Raw genomic sequence first — 17,910 nt, forward strand, 5'->3', positions numbered from 1 at the left:
TGTAAAATAACCTTAGTTAATTAAAATATTCTCTTTTGGATACTCGTAAAACTGATGATTTATTTGACGTAATAATCCAATCATTAAGTTAAGCATTCCTATTCTACCAATAAACATGATTAAAATAATAACATATTTACTGGCTTCGGTTAATGTTGGTGTAAAATTTAAGCTTAAACCGACGGTGCTATAAGCTGAAAAACATTCAAAAATAACACTTAATAAAGGGGTGTCTTTCGGTTCAAACATTAATAGTGCCATTACAGCTATACTTATAACTACAAGTGAAATACATAAGATAGCAAAAGCTCTAGAGGTTGATTCTGAAGAGATTCGTTTTCCAAAAATCTCAATACGAGTCTTCCCTCTAGCTACTGTAAAAATGTTTAACATCGCCAATGCAAAGGTACTTGTTTTTATACCCCCACCTGTAGATGCAGGTGAAGCGCCAATCCACATTAAGAATATAACAAATAGTAAAGATGGAATAGTCATTTTACTATAATCAATAACATTAAAGCCAGCGGTTCTTGGGCTTACAGAATTAAAGGCTGCATTTGTTAATTTACCGATTAAAGTAGGGTGCTCTAACATGGTGTTATTGTATTCTGAAATAAAGAACCCAGCCCACCCTAATAATAACAAAATAACTGTGGTGTAAATAACTATTTTAGTATTAAGAGTAATTATACTGACACGTTTATGTATTATTTTTGCTTTAAATAACTCTAAAACTAAGACTTTGATTTTCTTATAAAAGTTGAAAATAATATTATGACCCAAACCTCCAAAAATAATGAGAATCATAATAATCCATTGAAAACCATAATTAAATCGGATGCTCTCTTCAAATAATCCTGATGGAATAATAGAAAATCCTGCATTACAAAATGCAGAGATAGAATGAAATACTGAAAAGAAAATTTTATCCTTTATAACAGTATTTTGAATTATGGATGAATAGATGATTATAGCTCCAATAATTTCTAAAGATACTGTAAAAATTACCACATTTAATGCGGCTCTAAAAACATCTTTTAGACCATCTTGAGCAATAAAATCTCTGGTGTTTAAGCCTTCTTTAAACGATGAACTTCCTCTAAAAAAGAAGGCGAAAAAAGAGGTAAATGTTAGAATACCTAAACCACCTAGCTGAATTAAAACTAAGATAATGGACTGCCCAACAATGGTAAAGTCTCTACTAGTATCTAATACAGCTAAACCTGTAACGCAAACTGAACTAGTTGCTGTAAATAGGGCGTTTGTAAAGCTTATTCCGTTTACTGTTGCACTAGGTAGCATAAGTAAAAAAGCACCTAAAATAGCTAGAATAAAAAAACTTCCAACAAATACAATTGTTGGATTATAATATACTTCGTAAATGTAACGTACAAAAACCAATAGTCGTAGAAGGAAATATAAGATAAGACCTAGCTCTAATATTGGTTTTATTTTTTGTAGTATATAATGGTAGTCGTTATGACTATGGGTTATAGCAACGATAATTGATGCTATTAATAAGATTGAGATAATTACAACATTTACTAATGCGACCCTTTGATTCTTTTTGCGCTTGTAAACCGAAAGTTTAACAGCATTAAAAAGAATTAACAGGATGGATAAAGTAATTAAACCAAAGACATGTGGTGATGTAAAATTATCGGTGTGATCATAACCAAAATCAAAAACAATAAAGAACAAAACAATAATATCGAAAAACCGATAAATGTAATTAAGCACTGATTGTCTTTCTAGCTTTGACATTTAAATCACTAGGGTTTATTTTAGATCACCTATCCTTAAAACAGATGTAAATAGGCTATTAACTATAGTATTCATTCACTAGCTCCACAACACTTTCTACTAAAGGAACTTTTGCTATGCGTACTTCTTTAAAGTGCTTTTTAGCTTCTGTAGCTGTAGTTTCTCCAATACAAAACGCAATTCCTTTTGCTTCGTTTAATTGTAAGAAACTTTGAACTGTAGATGGGCTGTAAAACATAACGCCATCTAAATCTTCTTCAATTTTTTTAGCGTCTAGTTTTGTTTCGTAAGCCTCAACTTCGTTAACTTTAATATTGCTTTTAGATAAAATATCAGGAATGGTGTCTAATCTTAAGTTGCTACAAAAGTAAGTAACTTCGGTACCGTCCATAAATTCAGCCATATGCTCAGCTAAATTTTTAGCATAAGATTCATGATGCTTTACTTTACCTATGCGTTTTTCTACCAAACGTTTGGTGCGTCTACCAACACAATAAATATTTTTGAATTGTAATTCTATAGCAGAGAAGTTAGTCAGTAAAGCTTCTACAGCATTCTGGCTTGTGATAATAACATTTTCAATCTCATTACGAACGATATTCTTATTTAATCGGTTAGGATTCGTTTTAATATCATCGTTACTTACAGGAACAACATTGTCGTGAAACTTAGCGACCTGATCTTTTGTTAATTTTTTAGTTGAATAAATATTAGTGACTTTATCACCTTGACCTAATTCATCTATCAAAACTTTTCCTCCTTTACCAATGATATAATCAGCACAGAATTCTGCTAAATTATGATGATTACCAAGAGGAACAACTTTAGAAACTTCGATTTTTTTAGAACCATCTGTACTTAAAAGAATAGCTTTAAAATTAACCTCTTCGTCTTTAATATAAGCTAAAGCTCCGATTGGTGCAGAACAACCACCTTCAAGACGATTTAAAAATTCGCGCTCAATTGATGTGCTTATTTCTGTTTCTTCGTGATTAATTTCTGCACAAATAGCACGGGTTTCTTCATCGGTTTCTAATGCTGTAATCATTACTGCTCCTTGTGCTGGTGCAGGAATCATCCAATGTAGATTAATCGCGTCTTCAGGTGTAATATTTAAACGCCCTAAACCGGCTCCTGCAAAAATAGCAGCATCCCAATCTTCGTTAGCGTCTAATTTTTCTAATCGTGAATTTACATTACCACGTAAACCAACTATAGTGTGCGTTGGGTAACGGTTTAGCCATTGTGCACGACGTCTTAAACTTCCTGTAGCAATAATGGCATTTCTAGCAGATAAAAATTCTTCATTTTTTTTAATAACTAGAGTGTCATTAACATTACCACGTTTTAAAACAGCAGCTTGTATAATACCTTTTGGTAAAACAGTTGGTACGTCCTTTAGTGAGTGAACTGCAATATCAATAGCGCCTTTTAGCATAGCAACATCTAAAGTCTTAGTAAAAACTCCAGTAATTCCCATTTCGTATAAGGGTTTATCTAGAACTAAATCTCCTGTAGATTTTATAGGTACCAGTACGGTTTTATGCCCCAATCTTTCAAGTTGAGATTGAACGGTTTTTGCTTGCCACATAGCGAGCTGGCTGTCGCGTGTGCCAATGCGAATAATTTTAGACATTATCTGTAGTTTCTAACTGGAATATTTTTTTGATGAGCTCTATGCTTTCATCAGAAGAATCACTATCTTCTCTTAAGTGGTGTGCAAATTGATTGGTTATTTTTTGAATAATATTATTACTAATCAATTCGGCCTGATCTTCATTGAAGTCAGCTAATTTTTTGCGTTGGTTGTTAAGTTCAGAATTTTTATAATCTGTTAACTTATGTTTTATAGCCTGAATGGTAGGTACAAACTTTAAGGTATCTAACCAGGCATTAAAATCGGCTGTGGTTTCAACAATTATTGCTTCAGCATCAGGAATAAACGCTTTACGTTTTTCTAAAGTATCATCTGTAATTTTAGCTAAATCATCTAAATGTACTAATGTAATATTAGAGTGTTCTCTAATATCTTCATTTACGTTTTTAGGAATCGATAAATCTAAAACTAATAACGGTTTTGTAGTCGAAATTAAATCTTTATATACCGTTGGAGTGTGAGCACCTGTTGCTACAATAGCAATATCTGAAACGTTTAATTCTTCGGCTAAATTATCGTAATCTTTAACCACAAGATTAAATTTACCAGCAACCTCTTCAGCTTTATCTTTTGTTCTATTGATTAAGGTGATGTGAGGATTTTTAGTGTGTTTTACTAAGTTTTCACAAGTGTTTCTGCCAATTTTACCTGTTCCGAAAAGTAGAATGTTCTTTTTAGAAATATCTTTTACATTGTTCATTATGTATTGAACAGAGGCAAAAGACACAGACGTTGCTCCCGATGATAATAAGGTTTCGTTTTTAATGCGCTTACTGGCTCTAATTACCGAGTTTACTAAACGTTCGGTAAATGAATTAAGTAAATTAAACTTTTTAGAAGCTCTTGCACCTGCTTTAAGTTGAAAGATAATTTCAAAATCACCTAAAATCTGACTGTCTAAACCAGAACCTACACGAAACATGTGGTTAATGGCTTCTTTGTTTTTATGTACGTAAGCCACCTCCTGAAACTCTTCTACAGTTCCTTTGGTGTTTTCACATAATAAATGAATCAGTTGAAATGGATGTTCTGCAAAACCGTATAATTCTGTACGGTTACATGTAGAAATCACCAATAGGCTCTCTATACCATTTTCTTTGGCTTGGGTCAATACGTTTTCCTTAGCGGTATCGCTTAGGCTAAAATGACCACGCACTTCCGCATCAGCTTTTTTATAGCTGAGACCTATAGCGTAAAAATATTTGCTTTTGTTATGCATGTGTTGCGTTCGCTCGTTTACCTGACTTTGGAAAGTAACGCCGCAAATGTAATTTCGATATTTTTAAAAAAACAACGCTAGAAGAACTTTAAGTGTCGTTTCGGGTTTTTTAGTCTCATTTTTACCAAAAACATGATAAAAATCATACTTTTGTTTATAATCAATAGCTTTTAAGCGTTTTGTTTAGAACTAATCTAAATAATAGTGAAATGAATTTAGAAAAAACGAATTCAGAAAGTATCGCTAAAGGTACTTTTGAAGAAACATATTTGGAAGATGGATTTTTTATATTAACACATAAAAATGAAAATGACACCATTGAAATTCTTGAACGCAAGATAGATAGTAGTTACATTCAATTTCATTTTTGTAACAAGGGAACTGCTGCTTTTGTGTTTAATGACGGGCGTTATACTTTAAATATAAACGAAGAAACTTCTTTGCTGCTTTATAATCCAGAACGTGATTTACCTATCCATCTAGAATTACAGCCTCATTCTTGGTTGGTGTCGTTAGTCATTTCTATTAAAAAATTTCATGGTTTGTTTTCTCAAGATGCTAATTATGTGACTTTCTTAATGGATGATAATAAAGATAAAAAGTATTATAAAGATGGGAAAATTTCACCTTCAATGGCTGTTGTTTTAAATCAGTTAATTAGTTTTAATCTTAATAATTCTATTAAATCATTGTATTTTAAAGGTAAAGCTTACGAGTTGTTGAGTCTATTTTTTAATAGAAGTGAAGATGCAGATATTGAACAATGTCCGTTTTTAGTAGATGAGGTTAATGTCGCTAAACTGAAAAAGGCAAAAGATATTATTATTGCTAATATGTCAGAGCCGCCAAGTTTGCAAGAATTAGCAGATGAAATAGATCTGAGCTTAAAAAAATTGAAAGAAGGTTTTAAGCAGATTTATGGCGATTCGGTTTTTAGTTTTCTATTCGATTATAAAATGGAAGTGGCACGTAAACTTTTAGAATCTGGTGATTATAATGTAAATGAAGTTGGATTAAGAGTGGGTTACAGCACAGGAAGCCATTTTATTGCGGCTTTTAAAAAGAAATTTGGGACGACGCCTAAGAAGTATATAACGGCTTCTAGTTGAAAAGCGAAATGATTAAAAATTACTTAGTTTCTCAAATTACAAGTTATAGCCAACGCTAAACATAATAATGCGAGGTAAAATATAAGTCTTACTATCTGAAATTAGATAATCAGAAAAACTATTACTTTGTTTAAATTCTTCATTAAATAGGTTTTGACTCGTGATTTTAAAAGACCAAGCGCTATTCTCTCTTTTGTATGATAAAGATGTATTTGCAATTTGATAGTCGTTTTTTTGAGCCAAATCTTTGTTGTTATAAATGTTTTTACTGTATTCAAAATTGAATATAAAACCATCAAGAAAATAGTAATCTATTTTTGAAAAAGGTACTGTAGTTACAAATTTAGAAGTTGTACTGTTAGATGTAAATCGACTAATATCCTGTTTTAAACCGATTTCTATGGTTGGAAACTTTTCAAAGAGCGTTTCTAAACCCAATTCATAATTATAACTTGTATTTCTGTTTGTTTCAATAGTATTATCTACCTCTTGTTTGAAGTTTGACTTGTTGTATCCTACATTAAATTTAGATTTTATGTTTTTAATATCTTTTTCTAAGTGAATGTTAGCCGTAAAATCTTCAGAAGCGTTATTAAATAGTTTGGCACTTATAAATTGATTAATTTGTTGAGAGACGTTTGGATTGGAAGAATCAAAAACAACAGTATTCTTTACACCTCTAATTTGCTTGTTATAGCTAATGTTTGCAAACAGCAATAAACCTCTGTACAAGCTAAACCGACTGTATCTTGCGTTAAGCGAATGAAATAAGTTGTTTTCTAAATTCTCATTTCCTCTAAAAACAGAATTATAAGATTGTAAATAAAACTGATTTGCAAAGCGATTAGTATCAGAGAATGTTGTTTTTAAGTTGTAATTCAGTTGAATTTTTCTAGATTTATTAAAGTCGATTTTAGCTAAAAAATCTGGTAACACAATCCATTTATTTTTGTGAATCTTAGTTTGTTGATTTACGTTCCAATTATAATTGTGTAAAAAGGCACCTTGCTTAAAAGTAAAAATACCTGTTCTAAATTTATAATGTATTCCTGCAAAGGCATCGTTTAATTTAAAATCTAGATTATTATTGAAACCATCAGATTGAAAATTATTTTCATCGCCATTATCTAATATTTGTTGGTCTGTAGTAAGGAAATTCTCTGCTAAAAGTTTATTGCCGAGTGTGGTATATATGTGGTTACTCTTGTTAATTTCCCAGTAATATTTAAAGATACCATCAAAATTTTGCTGTTGCGTGTCTCTATCTTGGTTAAGACGTATTAAATCTTGACTATTATCTGTTGGAATTAATCCTTGTAGAATTGGATCTTGTGTAGACCAAAAGTTATTTCTGTCGGTTGAATCGAATACATAATTGATAACAGCTGAAAACGTATGGTGTTTAGATTTTCTTTTGTGCCACTCTACATTTTGGTTTAAAAAAGTAGCCGTTAAATTTCTGTTTGTATTTATGTTATTAGTATTGTTTGAGACAATTGTTGCTAAATTATCGTTATTAGTTGTATTTGTTCTTTTTATTTGGGTTCTCGCATGCCACCATTCTGATGCGTTTGGCACATATTCTAAATTAAGGTTTGTTATACCTAATAAATTTTGAGCATTTGTTTTATTGGTTTTCTCTTCTGTATAGGTTGTATATTCATTAAAATCCTCAACAAAATTGTTGGTATCACTATCTGAAAGAATTATATAACCAGAAATATCTAATTTTGAGGAAGCTGTTTTAGTAATGTTTAAAGCACCAAATTTTTGTGTGCTTGTTAAGACATCTCTATTGTCCATAAATTGAGAAAAGTCGCCTCCACGGAAATTAAAATTACCTTTAAAAACAGCATTTACACCACCAGAAAAACTAAGATAATCTTTAAAGGACATTGTCTCTTCACCTATGTTATTAATATTACCGATAAAATTTATATTGATTTTTGGTGCATAATAAAAGAGGTTTGCACTTGTTTTATAAAAATCGTTATTGCCTATTCCAGCAGATATATCACCAAAAGTAAATCGGTTTTTATCTTTTTTTAGTTTAATATTCATAGCCATTTCATCAGAATCTGTTAAACTCTTTAAAAAGGCGATTTCATTATAATTATCAATGACTTCTATATCTCCAATTGCATTTGCAGGAATGTTGTTTACGGCTAATTTAGAGTTGCCACCGAAAAATTTTTTTCCATCCACTAGCATGGCAGTAACTTTTTTGCCAAATACAGTTACAGTACCATCTCTAGATACTTCTACACCAGGTAGTTTATGGAGAACGTTTCTTAATTTGCGCTCAGACCCATTAACAAATTTATCTGTTTTGTAGGTTGTAGTATCGCCTTTTACAGTTATTGGCATTTCTATGACGACCGCACTTAATTGTTCAGTTGATTGTTTTAAAACAATATTCTTTTGAAGCGTTTTTGAGGCTACAAATTGAAAGTTAGCGGTCTTATATCCTAAATACGAGATACTGATATTTACCGTATCTTCTTTAGTCAATTGTAATTTGTAAAACCCTTCACTATCTGATACTGAAAATTTTAGATTTTTTGAAATGTCATTAGGCTTAGCTATAACGTTGGCTAGAGATATAGGATTATTGAGACTATCTGTAACTTTCCCTGATAAGGTTATGTTTTGGGCAAATAAATTGGTAGTAAACAATAATAATAAAATAAAGATATAGTCTATTTTCATTGAAATCACCTTAATTTTTGTCTTAAACTGCACACGCGGGAACATTCTAATTACTTTTTTAAAAATCGAAATTTAGAATGAAAAATGGATAAGCCAATCTAATTTATTAACTAATTGTTGCCAAATACTTTACGTTTAGCTTTTTCGATAATTTCTACATATTCTTCATAAGTAACTACCTTTCCTTTCGTTGGAGCTTTTACTTTAACCTTTTTTTTAGGATTAAGTTCTATTTTAGTAACCTTAAAGGTGGTTTTACCTAGGTCTAATTCTAAAATTAATCCAGGTAAACCATATTCGCCTTTTGGTCCAAAGTTTAAAGGTAAGGCTGGTGCGTACCAAGCAATAACTTTGCCTTTACTTCTCGTGGCTTTAAAAGCTGTATAGCCATTTATTATTTTAGATTCTTGTGTTAATTTCCACTCTAAATTTGGATTAGGATAAATAAAGCAATCACCTGTAGTTTCACAGTTTTTTATTAAATATTTATCCTCTTTAGTATTATAGTAATATTCATTAGATCCACCTGCACCTGTTCTCGCTATTTTTTGCCCAAAATCAGTTTCATCTATATTTAAGCTAGTTTCTACTTTGTACAAACCTTCTCCATTATTAAATTCAATGGTCGATAATGTAGGTGTTGTATTGAGAAATACTGCATCCATCCCTTGTATCATAAATTCACCTTTCTGCTGTTTGCTTAAAGAGTCTCTTTTTTTTAAGTAATTATCTTTTGCTTTTTTACTTATTGTAGATTCGTAATGAATAATGCCGGAAAGGTTATCTTGTGCGTTTAAAGTCAATGAAATGACAAATGAGGCAATAACTATTATTGATTTTAAATGTTTCATATATTTTTTAAAAAATAATCTAGAGGCTATTAACCTCTAGATATAATTGATATAAGACTTTACGATTAGCAACCTTCCATACATAAAGCATATAATGCAGTATAGTTTTCCATTAGTTCTCCACCTGCACCTCTATCGTCGTGGTCTTCGGATATTAATAATGCAACGTGTCTTGCTGCCGCGTTACAATCACTAGCACAACCAAAATCATCTTCAGATTGTATGGTTTCGTTATTTACTATGGTTTCTTCTTTTTCTATTGAATTAGCATTCATAAAAGTAGCACCTATAGCTAATGTAAAAACTAGACTTAAAAATAATTTTCTCATAATTTAAATTGTTTCAATAACCCTAATTTAGTTAAGGTTGGATTAATAATTAATTATGCAAAGATTTTAGCAAAGAGAAAATATAGCAAAGTGTGCAAAGAAAAAATAAACCAACGCTGGTTTTTGGTATCAATACCTGTTCAAAAAACGACTTAAATGCCTTTGCTTTACATTTTTATAATCTTTCGAACAGCGTGAATCTAAAAAAAAAATAGAATAAATCAAATAAAAAATAGGTTTTTTTTTGAAATAAAACCTATTACGGTTTTTCCGTAATACTACTGTGGTAAAACCGTAAGTGCTAACCTAAAATAATTGAAAATTTAACAATTTTAGATTATGATTTTCCTGAGAATTATATTAAACAACGGTTAATAATCATTATCATTTCTAATTGGTGTAACACGTTGGTAATATTTATGGTTTAAAGAAAAAACTTATAAGAATTAGCAGATGAAATAGATCTCAGCTTAAAAAAAATGGAAGTCGCACGTAAGCTTTTAGAATCTTATGATTACAATGTAAACGAAGTTGGATTACGCGTAGGTTACAGCACAGGAAGCCATTTTATTGCGGCTTTTAAGAAGAAATTTGGGACGACGCCTAAGAAGTATATAACGGCTTCTAGTTAGGTTTTAGAACCTATATTCTAGTTTTAATAGTACATGTCTTGGTAGTAACCTATATTCGGTGGAAGAAGAGCCAATATCGGTTATTGAGAATGTTCTGTATGTTTCAGTATTAAAAAGGTTTTTACCGGTTAAACCCAGAGATAGTTTGCTTTTTATGAGTTGGTATCTGGCATCAATATCTAAGAAATAATACGTGTTATCCGTTGTTTGTATATTTCCAAAATAATAACGCTCAGATTGAAGCTGCACATCAAATTTATCATTGAAAACAAATGTTAAGTCTAAAAAACTTTCATTGTTAGTATAAGCGTTATTAATTGTAGTTTCTATTTCGTTTGTTGTCCATTTTGTACCTATATGGTAGTTGAAGACACCTTTAAAACCTGAACGTAATTCTATGCCGTAATTATAATTATTAGAGGTTATGGTTCTTAGGTCTGAATTATTTACAATGTTTTTAAATTCGCTTTTAGAGTAGCCTAAATCTAGTTTTAAATTAGAAGATATAAACTTAAAATAATAATCAAGTTTAGAATTTATACTTATAAACGCTCGGTCTTTTATTAGTATTTGTCGCGATTGGGTAAAATTTTGTTCAATATTTGTATTCGTAGAAAAGAAATCGTGATTTTTACTGTACAAAATAAATGTATTTGCAAAAAAGCGATCGCTCCAATTACCCAATTGATAATTAAACGACATACTAGAGGCATCTAATTGATTAAAACTACTAGTGCCAGTAGAAAACGATCTAAAACTAGTAAGCACAAAGTTGTTATATATCTAAAATTGTTGCATTTGTAGTATTATAAGAATACGATGAAGTAATTTTGTTTTTATCATTTATTTTCCAATCTAGTCCTATGCTTGGGTTAAGAAAGAAAGGGTTTTGGCTCTCTGAGCTATTCCTGAAGTCTAATTGATTAAAAAGCTGATGTATGTTTAATTTTCCTGTGAGTCCAAAATCGCCTATTTTATAACGGTATTTGCTTTTTATATACAAATCATTAACAGTATAGGTGGTATTGTTTTGGTAATTTATGGGTTGTTCTAAAGTAGTATCATTTTCTAAGATTGAAAACTCAGTATTTAATTTGTCTTTTCGATATTCATTACCAAATTGAAGTTCTAATAAGTTCCCATTAGGTTTTCTATCTAATAAATGTGCGCTTACACCTGCAAATTGCATTTGGTTAGTGCTTTGTTGTTTTACGTTGTTTGCATTGGTTGCATCTGGAAATAAATCTTGATAAAAAAATTGGTTGATACTATAATTTTGTGGTGATTTTTCTTGAGTAAAGTGACCTGTAAGTAAAAAGACTTTTTTATCTGTAAATTTATTGGTGTAATTGATTTTTTGATCAAATAATGTATTTTGATGCTTTAGATTTTCTATTGTAGAATTCTCGTTAAAGATTAAATTAGAGCCATCATTATAATTGCCACTATTAAACTTTGTGGTGGCTTCTAACATTTTGGTTTTAGATATGTTGTAAGTTAAATCTAGCTTGCCAAATGCAATTCTTTTTTTACTTCTTAGTTTGTAAAGTTGGTGTTGTTTGCATTGACATTATCAATTTTATTTCTGTAAAAATCGGTTTCATCCCAATTAAAAAAGCCTAATGTTTTTATTTTTAGTTTCTCAGTAGGATTAAATATAGCATTTAATGAAACCAGTTCTGCATTATTAAAATTGGTTCTGCTACGTTTAAAATTTAAGCTACCAGCAGATAAATTCAATAAACTACTAACGTGTTGGTTGTCTCCGATACTTGATGGTTCATTAGAACGAAAAGGTCTAATAAGGTTTTGAATATCTCCTGTGGTATCATAACCAACACTGTTGCCATTGGCTAAAAAAAAGTATTTATTTTTTTTACCAAAATTCATAAGGTTGCCCTTTAGTTGGTAGAAACCATCATTACCAATACCTAATTCTGCATTACCAAACCAAATACGTTTAGCATCTTCTTTTAGCTTCAAATTTAAAGCTATTTTATTGCTTTCTTCAATGTCTTTTAGTAACCGATTGTTTGAGTAGCGTTTTAATACCTCAACCTCTTCTATAGGATAGGCAGACATATTTTTTGACAATATTTTATAGCCTTTCTCAAAAAGATCGTCTCCATCAATCATAAGTTTCTCAATTTCTTGATTGCCTACTTTAATTATGCCGTTACTATCTACATTTAATCCTGGAATTTTTTTTAATAGGTCTTCTACCGTTTGTTCTGTGCCATTAGTAAAGAATCTAGTTTTAAAAAGGATGGTGTCTTTAAGGATAGAAATAGGTTTTTCTGCACGGATAATTACTTCTTTTAAATCTATGGGCTGTTCTTCTAATTTGATATCTAAGTTAAGATGGCTTTGATTTTTTAAAACAGTAATGGAAATGATTTTGGTTTTATAGCCAAGGGAGGAAAACGAAAGTTTAAAATGACCGTATTGGTTAGTGGTTAATTTATAGTTTCCATTTTGATCTAAAAATGTATATCCAATAGTTGAAGAGCCAAGAGAATCTTTTAGAATGATACTTGCTGAAGGAATTGAATTTCCATTTTTTTCTTTAACAAATCCTGAAATAATTGTTTGAGAAAAAATGAGACTATTAAAAGTTAATAAAATAAATAGAATTAGTTCTTTTTTTCCTCTTCTTCCCATTCAAATTTAATTTCAAAACCTGTTCTTAGTGTCTTCATTTGAGTTACTTGGACTCCTTTGGGTAGCTTGCTTGCCATTTTTTTATACTGATTATCGTTGTTAAACTTTCTATCGGCATATTGTTTTATTGTTAGAGTCTCTTTCCCTTTTAAAATAGGCTTTAAGTCTAAAGCCGTTTCTTCAGTTTGTTTGATTGAATTTACTTGCCAATGGTAACGTTTAGTTGTGTCATATACTTCCATAATTAGCCCTGGTAAACCACTAAATTTCCACGGTCCGTAAGGTAAAGGATACTCTTCCGAATACCATGCAATATAATTTCTACCCCTAAAGTATAAAGTTGCTTTTTTTAAAAGGTACTTATCAAGCATTTTTTCTTCATCATGAATTTCCCATTTCAATTGTGGGATATTTTCTTCTACTATGAATTGTTCAGAAAATAAATTGATTCTTGATATAAGGGTATCTTTATTGAAATCTTGGTAAAAAACTTTTTTCTTTCCTGCGGAAAATAAATCATATTCCGTGTTTTCCCCGTCACTTTGTTTTATGCTAGATTCTGTATTTTTCCCGTACATGAACATGGACTTTTTTCTCGAGCTATCTAAATATAAAATGCCTTTTTGTGTGGTTGGTCTTTCGGTATTAAAGGAGATTGTATATTCTATTTCAACATCATAATTAATATTCTGTGCATAGGTAATATGAGTAATGATATAAAAAAGGATTATTGAATAAGAAATTATTTTCATGTAATTTAAACGATTAAGGTTTGTCAATCAGGCGCTTCAATCATTGAAAAAATGAAAGAAGGTTTTAAGTAGATTTATGGCGACTCAGTTTTTAGTTTTCTATTCGATTATAAAATGAAAGTGGCACGCAAACTTTTAGAATCTGATGATTATAATGTCAATGAAGTTGGGCTAAGAGTGGGTTACAGCACTGGAAGCCATTTTATAGCAACTTTTAAAAAGAAGTTCTAAGCCTAAGAAGTATATATAGCAGCTTCTAGTTAACGAAGTAAATTGTTGGTTTTAACTTGAGATAATGCGTAATGTTTTATTAAATAACTAACACTTCCTATAAAAGGTAAACCTAAAATTATTGCTACCCAAATTAAAAACTTAAAAGTACTCTCGTTTTTTGATGCTAAAACTAAGCTTGTAATAATCATTACGACTAGTAATGTTCCCATAAAAATAATTTGCATTGGTGAAATAAAAAGCATATTTTTTGGTTTAGTTGATTTAAGGTGAAAGTACAAATTAAATCTTAGTAATCATAATACCCATCACCACCGATAGCTCTAACACGTTGTCTGTCTTTATATATAGCAAGATTTAAGATTTCAGTATACTGCTCTTTTAACTCTTTTGTTTTGTCTACCATAGTACCATAGGTTTCTGATTGAGAATAGTAATTCACTACCAATTCATTTGGGTTTTTTGGTTTTATAAAAGAGATATAATGTAAAATCTCTAATTTGCCAGAATACTCATCGTCTTTATCTATTTTAAAGAAATACATTTCTGCATTTTTCCCCTTGTCAGTTGTAAAATCACGTTTAAGAATAAAAGTAATTGAATCTTTTTCCTTCTCATAATTGGCATCTGATAAGAGTTTAGATTTTGCAAATTGCTGTTGGTTAATTCCAATAGATTTAATTTTGTTTAAAAGCTTTTCTTCGTCTAATTCTTCTAAAAGTAAATATTGGTTTTCTTCGTTATCTACGAGTATTTCGTTCAGCTTTTCTGGTATGGTTTCTTTTGCTTGAGATAGTAATACGTAATATTTTACCAAAGCGTAAGCGTCATCTACATTCAATAATTTTTCAAAGAAATCTTTTGCCTTACGTTCATTCCTGTAAGGAAAAATTAAGCGTACATAAGTAGATAAATCACTAGAGTAAGTATTGTATCCATAATTATAGTTTCCTAGGTTTCGCTTAATTTCCACTTTAGCGTCATTAATCAACTGATTTTTATATTTTTTATATGTTCTTTGTTTTACTAAGCCACTATCTTTTACTTTAGCGAGTAGAGTATATAGTGGTTGTTTGTATTCTTCTATGGTTGAGTATTCTAGTATTTTGGGAAACAAAGAAGCTTTAAGCGCTAAAGAATCTTTACCGTTGTAATTGTAAAACATGCTGCTAACACTTCCTAAAGGTAAATCGCGTTCCATAAGTTCTAGAGCAATTTTATAGGATGCTTTATTATTAGAGTCTAATAAACCTTCTAATATTGAGGTTTGTGTTTGTGGATCGGAGTAACTATTAATATATAATTGTTTTATAAAAGGTATATTATTCTTTAAATCTATAGTAATAAGTTGTTCTACAAGATGAGATTTTATGTTTAGACGATCTTTGTCAAATTGAAAATCTTTTAAAACCGAAATAATGTCTTTGCTGTTGTGTTTTTTGAATTTTACTAAGTCGTAAGCTTCTATAACAATACTGTCATTAGACCTCAGGGCTTCAAAAAATAAATTAGTTTTATCTTTTAAAACACTTTTGCCTAATAAGGTATCTTTTGGGGTGAAGGAATTATAAAATTCTGTTACAAATTTTGAAGGCCCACTTATAGAATCAATCAAAGTTTTTAGTTCATACAGAACTCCTTCTTTCAATATATTTTTAACTAACACTTGCTTGGCACTCGCAGAATCTGAATATGTAAAATTGTGAGTATAAATAGCACCTGTTTTTGAAGACGAACGATTACCGATATTAAATTTTTTCTCTGGAATATAATAACGCGACATATAATTTACTTTCTCTTCTAAGTTTTTCCAAAGGCTATCTGTATTATGAAACATTTGTAAATCGTGAAACTTAGTTCTGGAGACTGTAATTTGTTCGTTAGCATTGGTAGAATAAACTGTTTCGTTCATTGTTTGCTCATAATCTTTATGCCTTGTGGTATTGTTGTAGTTATAAGGGTTTGGTAATGGCGCTTTTCCGTTGGTATTTACTGAGAAGTATAGCGATGTATCGATTACTGTTTTAAAATTGGTATAATCGGTTTTGTTGAATTTAAAAGATTTAAAAAAGGCAGTTTTATCGGCATCATTAGTACCAACGTAACCTAATAAATAATAACTACCATCTTTTGCTATGGTTTTTAAATGAAGTTTTTTATTTGTTGAAGAGTCTAAAAGGGCATAAGATTCATAATTCTTGTAATTGCCAGCTTTAAATCCCCCTTTAGCTTCTGAAAGCTTATAGTTTTTATATAAAGCATGATGAAAATATTTAGCTTCAAAGCTATCTTCTTCAATATAAGAGAGGTCGTTTAATACCGCTTCTTCCAAAAAATAATAGGCATCATCTTTATAACCTTCAAGTAGTTTTTTACCATAATTATTCATGTTACTAGAGGTATAATAATTAGGAAAATTTACTTGAAATTTTTTTTCTGGAGATACAAATAATTGTGTGGTGTTTGAGAGTGTCTTTAAGTCAATAGAATTAAAAACGTCACCTTCATGTTTTAATACAAAATCACTTCGACCTGCAAATTTTATAATAATGATTTCTAAAGGTGTTTCGTAAATATGATATTTCTGAAACTCGCCTTTTTTAGTCTTATTAACGATGCTTATACCTGGATAAGGTTTTTTTAATTTATCCTTTTTTATAATATCCCCGGGGATATCTTCATATAGTAGATTGTCAATATCTTTTAAGGTGATATTAGATTTTTCGTTTGGTAAATATCTAAAGCGGCTAATTCTATTAATGGTTAAGTAAGCACCATTAGTCATGTCTGGGTCTAAATAATATTTTTGTCCACCATAAGAAAACTCACGTAATTCATCGTAGGTGTTAATGCTTAAAAACCCATCTGGTGTGGTGTGTTTTTTAAGTGTTGGCGCTATAAATAAACTGTCTAATTTTGTTTTTTCTGTCTTACTGTAATTAGTTTGTTTAGATATTAGTGCCTCTACAGTATAGCCTCTTTTTCGCAACAGATTAATCATGCCTTGGTCACCTGGTAAATGAGCTGCTCCAACACCTGCAAAAACAGACTTGGTTGGCATTAGTTTATCTAAAGAAACCACCATATTTTCATTACGGATGTAAAGCATGTTTTCTCTAAAGAATTTTGTGTTTACACCAGCTCCAATAGAATCTAATAAATCTAAATTGCGATCGCGATAAAGGTTTTCTTGAATTAAATAAGGATTCTCTTGAGCGTATAATTTTTGAATCCACGGCTCTAGTTCTTTTTTGTTAGCATTATAGGCTGCTTTTGTGGTAAGGTATCTCGATTCTTCTAAGTCTTCTAAAGCATATATTTCTTTGTTATTTTTCTTTCCCGCTTGAAAAATAAACATGTCTAAATAAGTCTCTTCTTCAAAATTATCTGACGTATTACTTTTTCTGTATAAATAGGTATTTATAGCGTTATTATCCATTCTTACAGAACCTCTAATTGTCATTTCTTCAGGATGTATTAGCTTAAATGCATTGGCATAAAAATCATCATTATAATCGTTGTAAGCAGCTATTTGATTTAACATGGTTGCATGATTAAATTCAGGCCACGTTGTAGGATCAGATTCTAAAGCAATACAGTCACTTTGGTCTAAAGCTTTATAGAACACATCATCGAGTCTAAAGGCTACTTTTTTGCTGACATGCATTGTGCCATATAGATAAGATGGTTTTTGTAATCCATTTCCGGTAATCTTCCAAAGTAGACTCTGATATTGTTGTTGTGAGAAAGCAAAAGCGGTAAATAAAACAAGAATTATAGAAGCGGTTTTTTTCATAATATAATTTAAGCGGTACTTGTAAAGGTATTTAAATCCTTTTAAGAGTTATACAGAATTCGTTAAACTCGATAAAATACTAAAATTAAAACTACCTATTTTTTAATTGATAAATTAAAAGTTAACAAAATATTTAAAATAGTAGAATAAATAAAAGCAATACCAACCATTAGAAAGTATTATATTAAGAGTGTATTTTT

At 30.3% G+C, this 17,910-nt stretch carries 10 protein-coding genes and 3 pseudogenes; 3 read left to right on the top strand and 10 right to left on the bottom strand.

The genetic code is table 11. The features are described 5' to 3' along the window. Positions 1-12: 12 nt before the first annotated feature. From HM985_RS07065 to hemA, 3 genes are read right to left on the bottom strand one after another with little or no spacing between them, the layout of a single operon-like run. The gene (locus tag HM985_RS07065) at positions 13-1,764 is read right to left on the bottom strand and encodes a TrkH family potassium uptake protein (protein ID WP_179375559.1); all 1,752 of its coding nucleotides are present in this window, start codon (positions 1,762-1,764) and stop codon (positions 13-15) included. Positions 1,765-1,822: 58 nt separating this feature from the next. Beyond that, positions 1,823-3,400 (bottom strand): hydroxymethylbilane synthase, encoded by a 1,578-nt coding sequence (gene hemC, locus HM985_RS07070; protein ID WP_179375560.1) that lies wholly within the window; start codon positions 3,398-3,400, stop codon positions 1,823-1,825. Next, positions 3,393-4,640, bottom strand: coding sequence for a glutamyl-tRNA reductase (hemA, locus tag HM985_RS07075; RefSeq protein ID WP_179375561.1), 1,248 nt, complete (start codon positions 4,638-4,640; stop codon positions 3,393-3,395). Before hemA ends, hemC begins: the two co-directional genes overlap by 8 nt. 209 nt (positions 4,641-4,849) lie before the next feature. On the opposite strand from hemA, the gene HM985_RS07080 reads away from it, so the two are divergent. Beyond that, complete coding sequence (locus HM985_RS07080) at positions 4,850-5,749, top strand: helix-turn-helix transcriptional regulator (protein ID WP_179375562.1); 900 nt, start codon at positions 4,850-4,852, stop codon at positions 5,747-5,749. Positions 5,750-5,785: 36 nt separating this feature from the next. Here the strand turns inward: HM985_RS07080 and HM985_RS07085 are convergent, their stop codons facing one another. From HM985_RS07085 to HM985_RS07095, 3 genes are all read right to left on the bottom strand, one after another. Further along, positions 5,786-8,458 (bottom strand): carboxypeptidase-like regulatory domain-containing protein, encoded by a 2,673-nt coding sequence (locus HM985_RS07085; RefSeq protein WP_179375563.1) that lies wholly within the window; start codon positions 8,456-8,458, stop codon positions 5,786-5,788. Positions 8,459-8,568: 110 nt separating this feature from the next. Further along, complete coding sequence (locus HM985_RS07090; protein ID WP_179375564.1) at positions 8,569-9,309, bottom strand: GLPGLI family protein; 741 nt, start codon at positions 9,307-9,309, stop codon at positions 8,569-8,571. A gap of 65 nt (positions 9,310-9,374) precedes the next feature. Next, positions 9,375-9,638 carry a hypothetical protein gene (locus HM985_RS07095; protein WP_179375565.1) on the bottom strand — a complete coding sequence of 88 codons (264 nt, stop codon included), beginning with the start codon at positions 9,636-9,638 and terminating at the stop codon, positions 9,375-9,377. Between the two features lie 443 nt (positions 9,639-10,081). On the opposite strand from HM985_RS07095, the pseudogene HM985_RS07100 reads away from it, so the two are divergent. Then, a pseudogene (locus tag HM985_RS07100) lies at positions 10,082-10,270 on the top strand (helix-turn-helix transcriptional regulator); the annotation flags it as partial. Between the two features lie 3 nt (positions 10,271-10,273). Here HM985_RS07100 and HM985_RS07105 read toward each other — a convergent pair. After that, a pseudogene (locus tag HM985_RS07105) lies at positions 10,274-12,931 on the bottom strand (carboxypeptidase-like regulatory domain-containing protein). Next, positions 12,904-13,683: a GLPGLI family protein gene (locus HM985_RS07110; RefSeq protein ID WP_179375566.1), complete on the bottom strand. Its 780-nt coding sequence runs from the start codon at positions 13,681-13,683 to the stop codon at positions 12,904-12,906. The pseudogene HM985_RS07105 and the gene HM985_RS07110 overlap by 28 nt, the downstream one beginning before the upstream one ends. A gap of 42 nt (positions 13,684-13,725) precedes the next feature. On the opposite strand from HM985_RS07110, the pseudogene HM985_RS07115 reads away from it, so the two are divergent. Further along, a pseudogene (locus tag HM985_RS07115) lies at positions 13,726-13,914 on the top strand (helix-turn-helix domain-containing protein); the annotation flags it as partial. A 29-nt stretch (positions 13,915-13,943) separates the two neighbouring features. On the opposite strand, the gene HM985_RS07120 reads toward HM985_RS07115, so the two are convergent. Then, positions 13,944-14,159, bottom strand: coding sequence for a PLDc N-terminal domain-containing protein (locus HM985_RS07120; RefSeq protein WP_179375567.1), 216 nt, complete (start codon positions 14,157-14,159; stop codon positions 13,944-13,946). Between the two features lie 44 nt (positions 14,160-14,203). Beyond that, a complete protein-coding gene (locus HM985_RS07125) occupies positions 14,204-17,710 on the bottom strand; it encodes a TraB/GumN family protein (protein ID WP_179375568.1) in 3,507 nt (1,168 codons plus the stop codon). Between the last annotated feature and the right edge of the window lie 200 nt (positions 17,711-17,910).

The organism is Winogradskyella wichelsiae (assembly GCF_013403925.1).
GTDB classification, from domain to species: Bacteria; Bacteroidota; Bacteroidia; order Flavobacteriales; family Flavobacteriaceae; genus Winogradskyella; species Winogradskyella wichelsiae.

Coding starts and splice junctions, on each gene's coding strand:
- hemA (WP_179375561.1), bottom strand. CDS start 4,640: ATGCATAACAAAAGCAAATATTTTTACGCTATAGGTCTCAGCTATAAA.
- HM985_RS07095 (WP_179375565.1), bottom strand. CDS start 9,638: ATGAGAAAATTATTTTTAAGTCTAGTTTTTACATTAGCTATAGGTGCT.
- hemC (WP_179375560.1), bottom strand. CDS start 3,400: ATGTCTAAAATTATTCGCATTGGCACACGCGACAGCCAGCTCGCTATG.
- HM985_RS07110 (WP_179375566.1), bottom strand. CDS start 13,683: ATGAAAATAATTTCTTATTCAATAATCCTTTTTTATATCATTACTCAT.
- HM985_RS07090 (WP_179375564.1), bottom strand. CDS start 9,309: ATGAAACATTTAAAATCAATAATAGTTATTGCCTCATTTGTCATTTCA.
- HM985_RS07085 (WP_179375563.1), bottom strand. CDS start 8,458: ATGAAAATAGACTATATCTTTATTTTATTATTATTGTTTACTACCAAT.
- HM985_RS07080 (WP_179375562.1), top strand. CDS start 4,850: ATGAATTTAGAAAAAACGAATTCAGAAAGTATCGCTAAAGGTACTTTT.
- HM985_RS07065 (WP_179375559.1), bottom strand. CDS start 1,764: ATGTCAAAGCTAGAAAGACAATCAGTGCTTAATTACATTTATCGGTTT.
- HM985_RS07125 (WP_179375568.1), bottom strand. CDS start 17,710: ATGAAAAAAACCGCTTCTATAATTCTTGTTTTATTTACCGCTTTTGCT.
- HM985_RS07120 (WP_179375567.1), bottom strand. CDS start 14,159: ATGCTTTTTATTTCACCAATGCAAATTATTTTTATGGGAACATTACTA.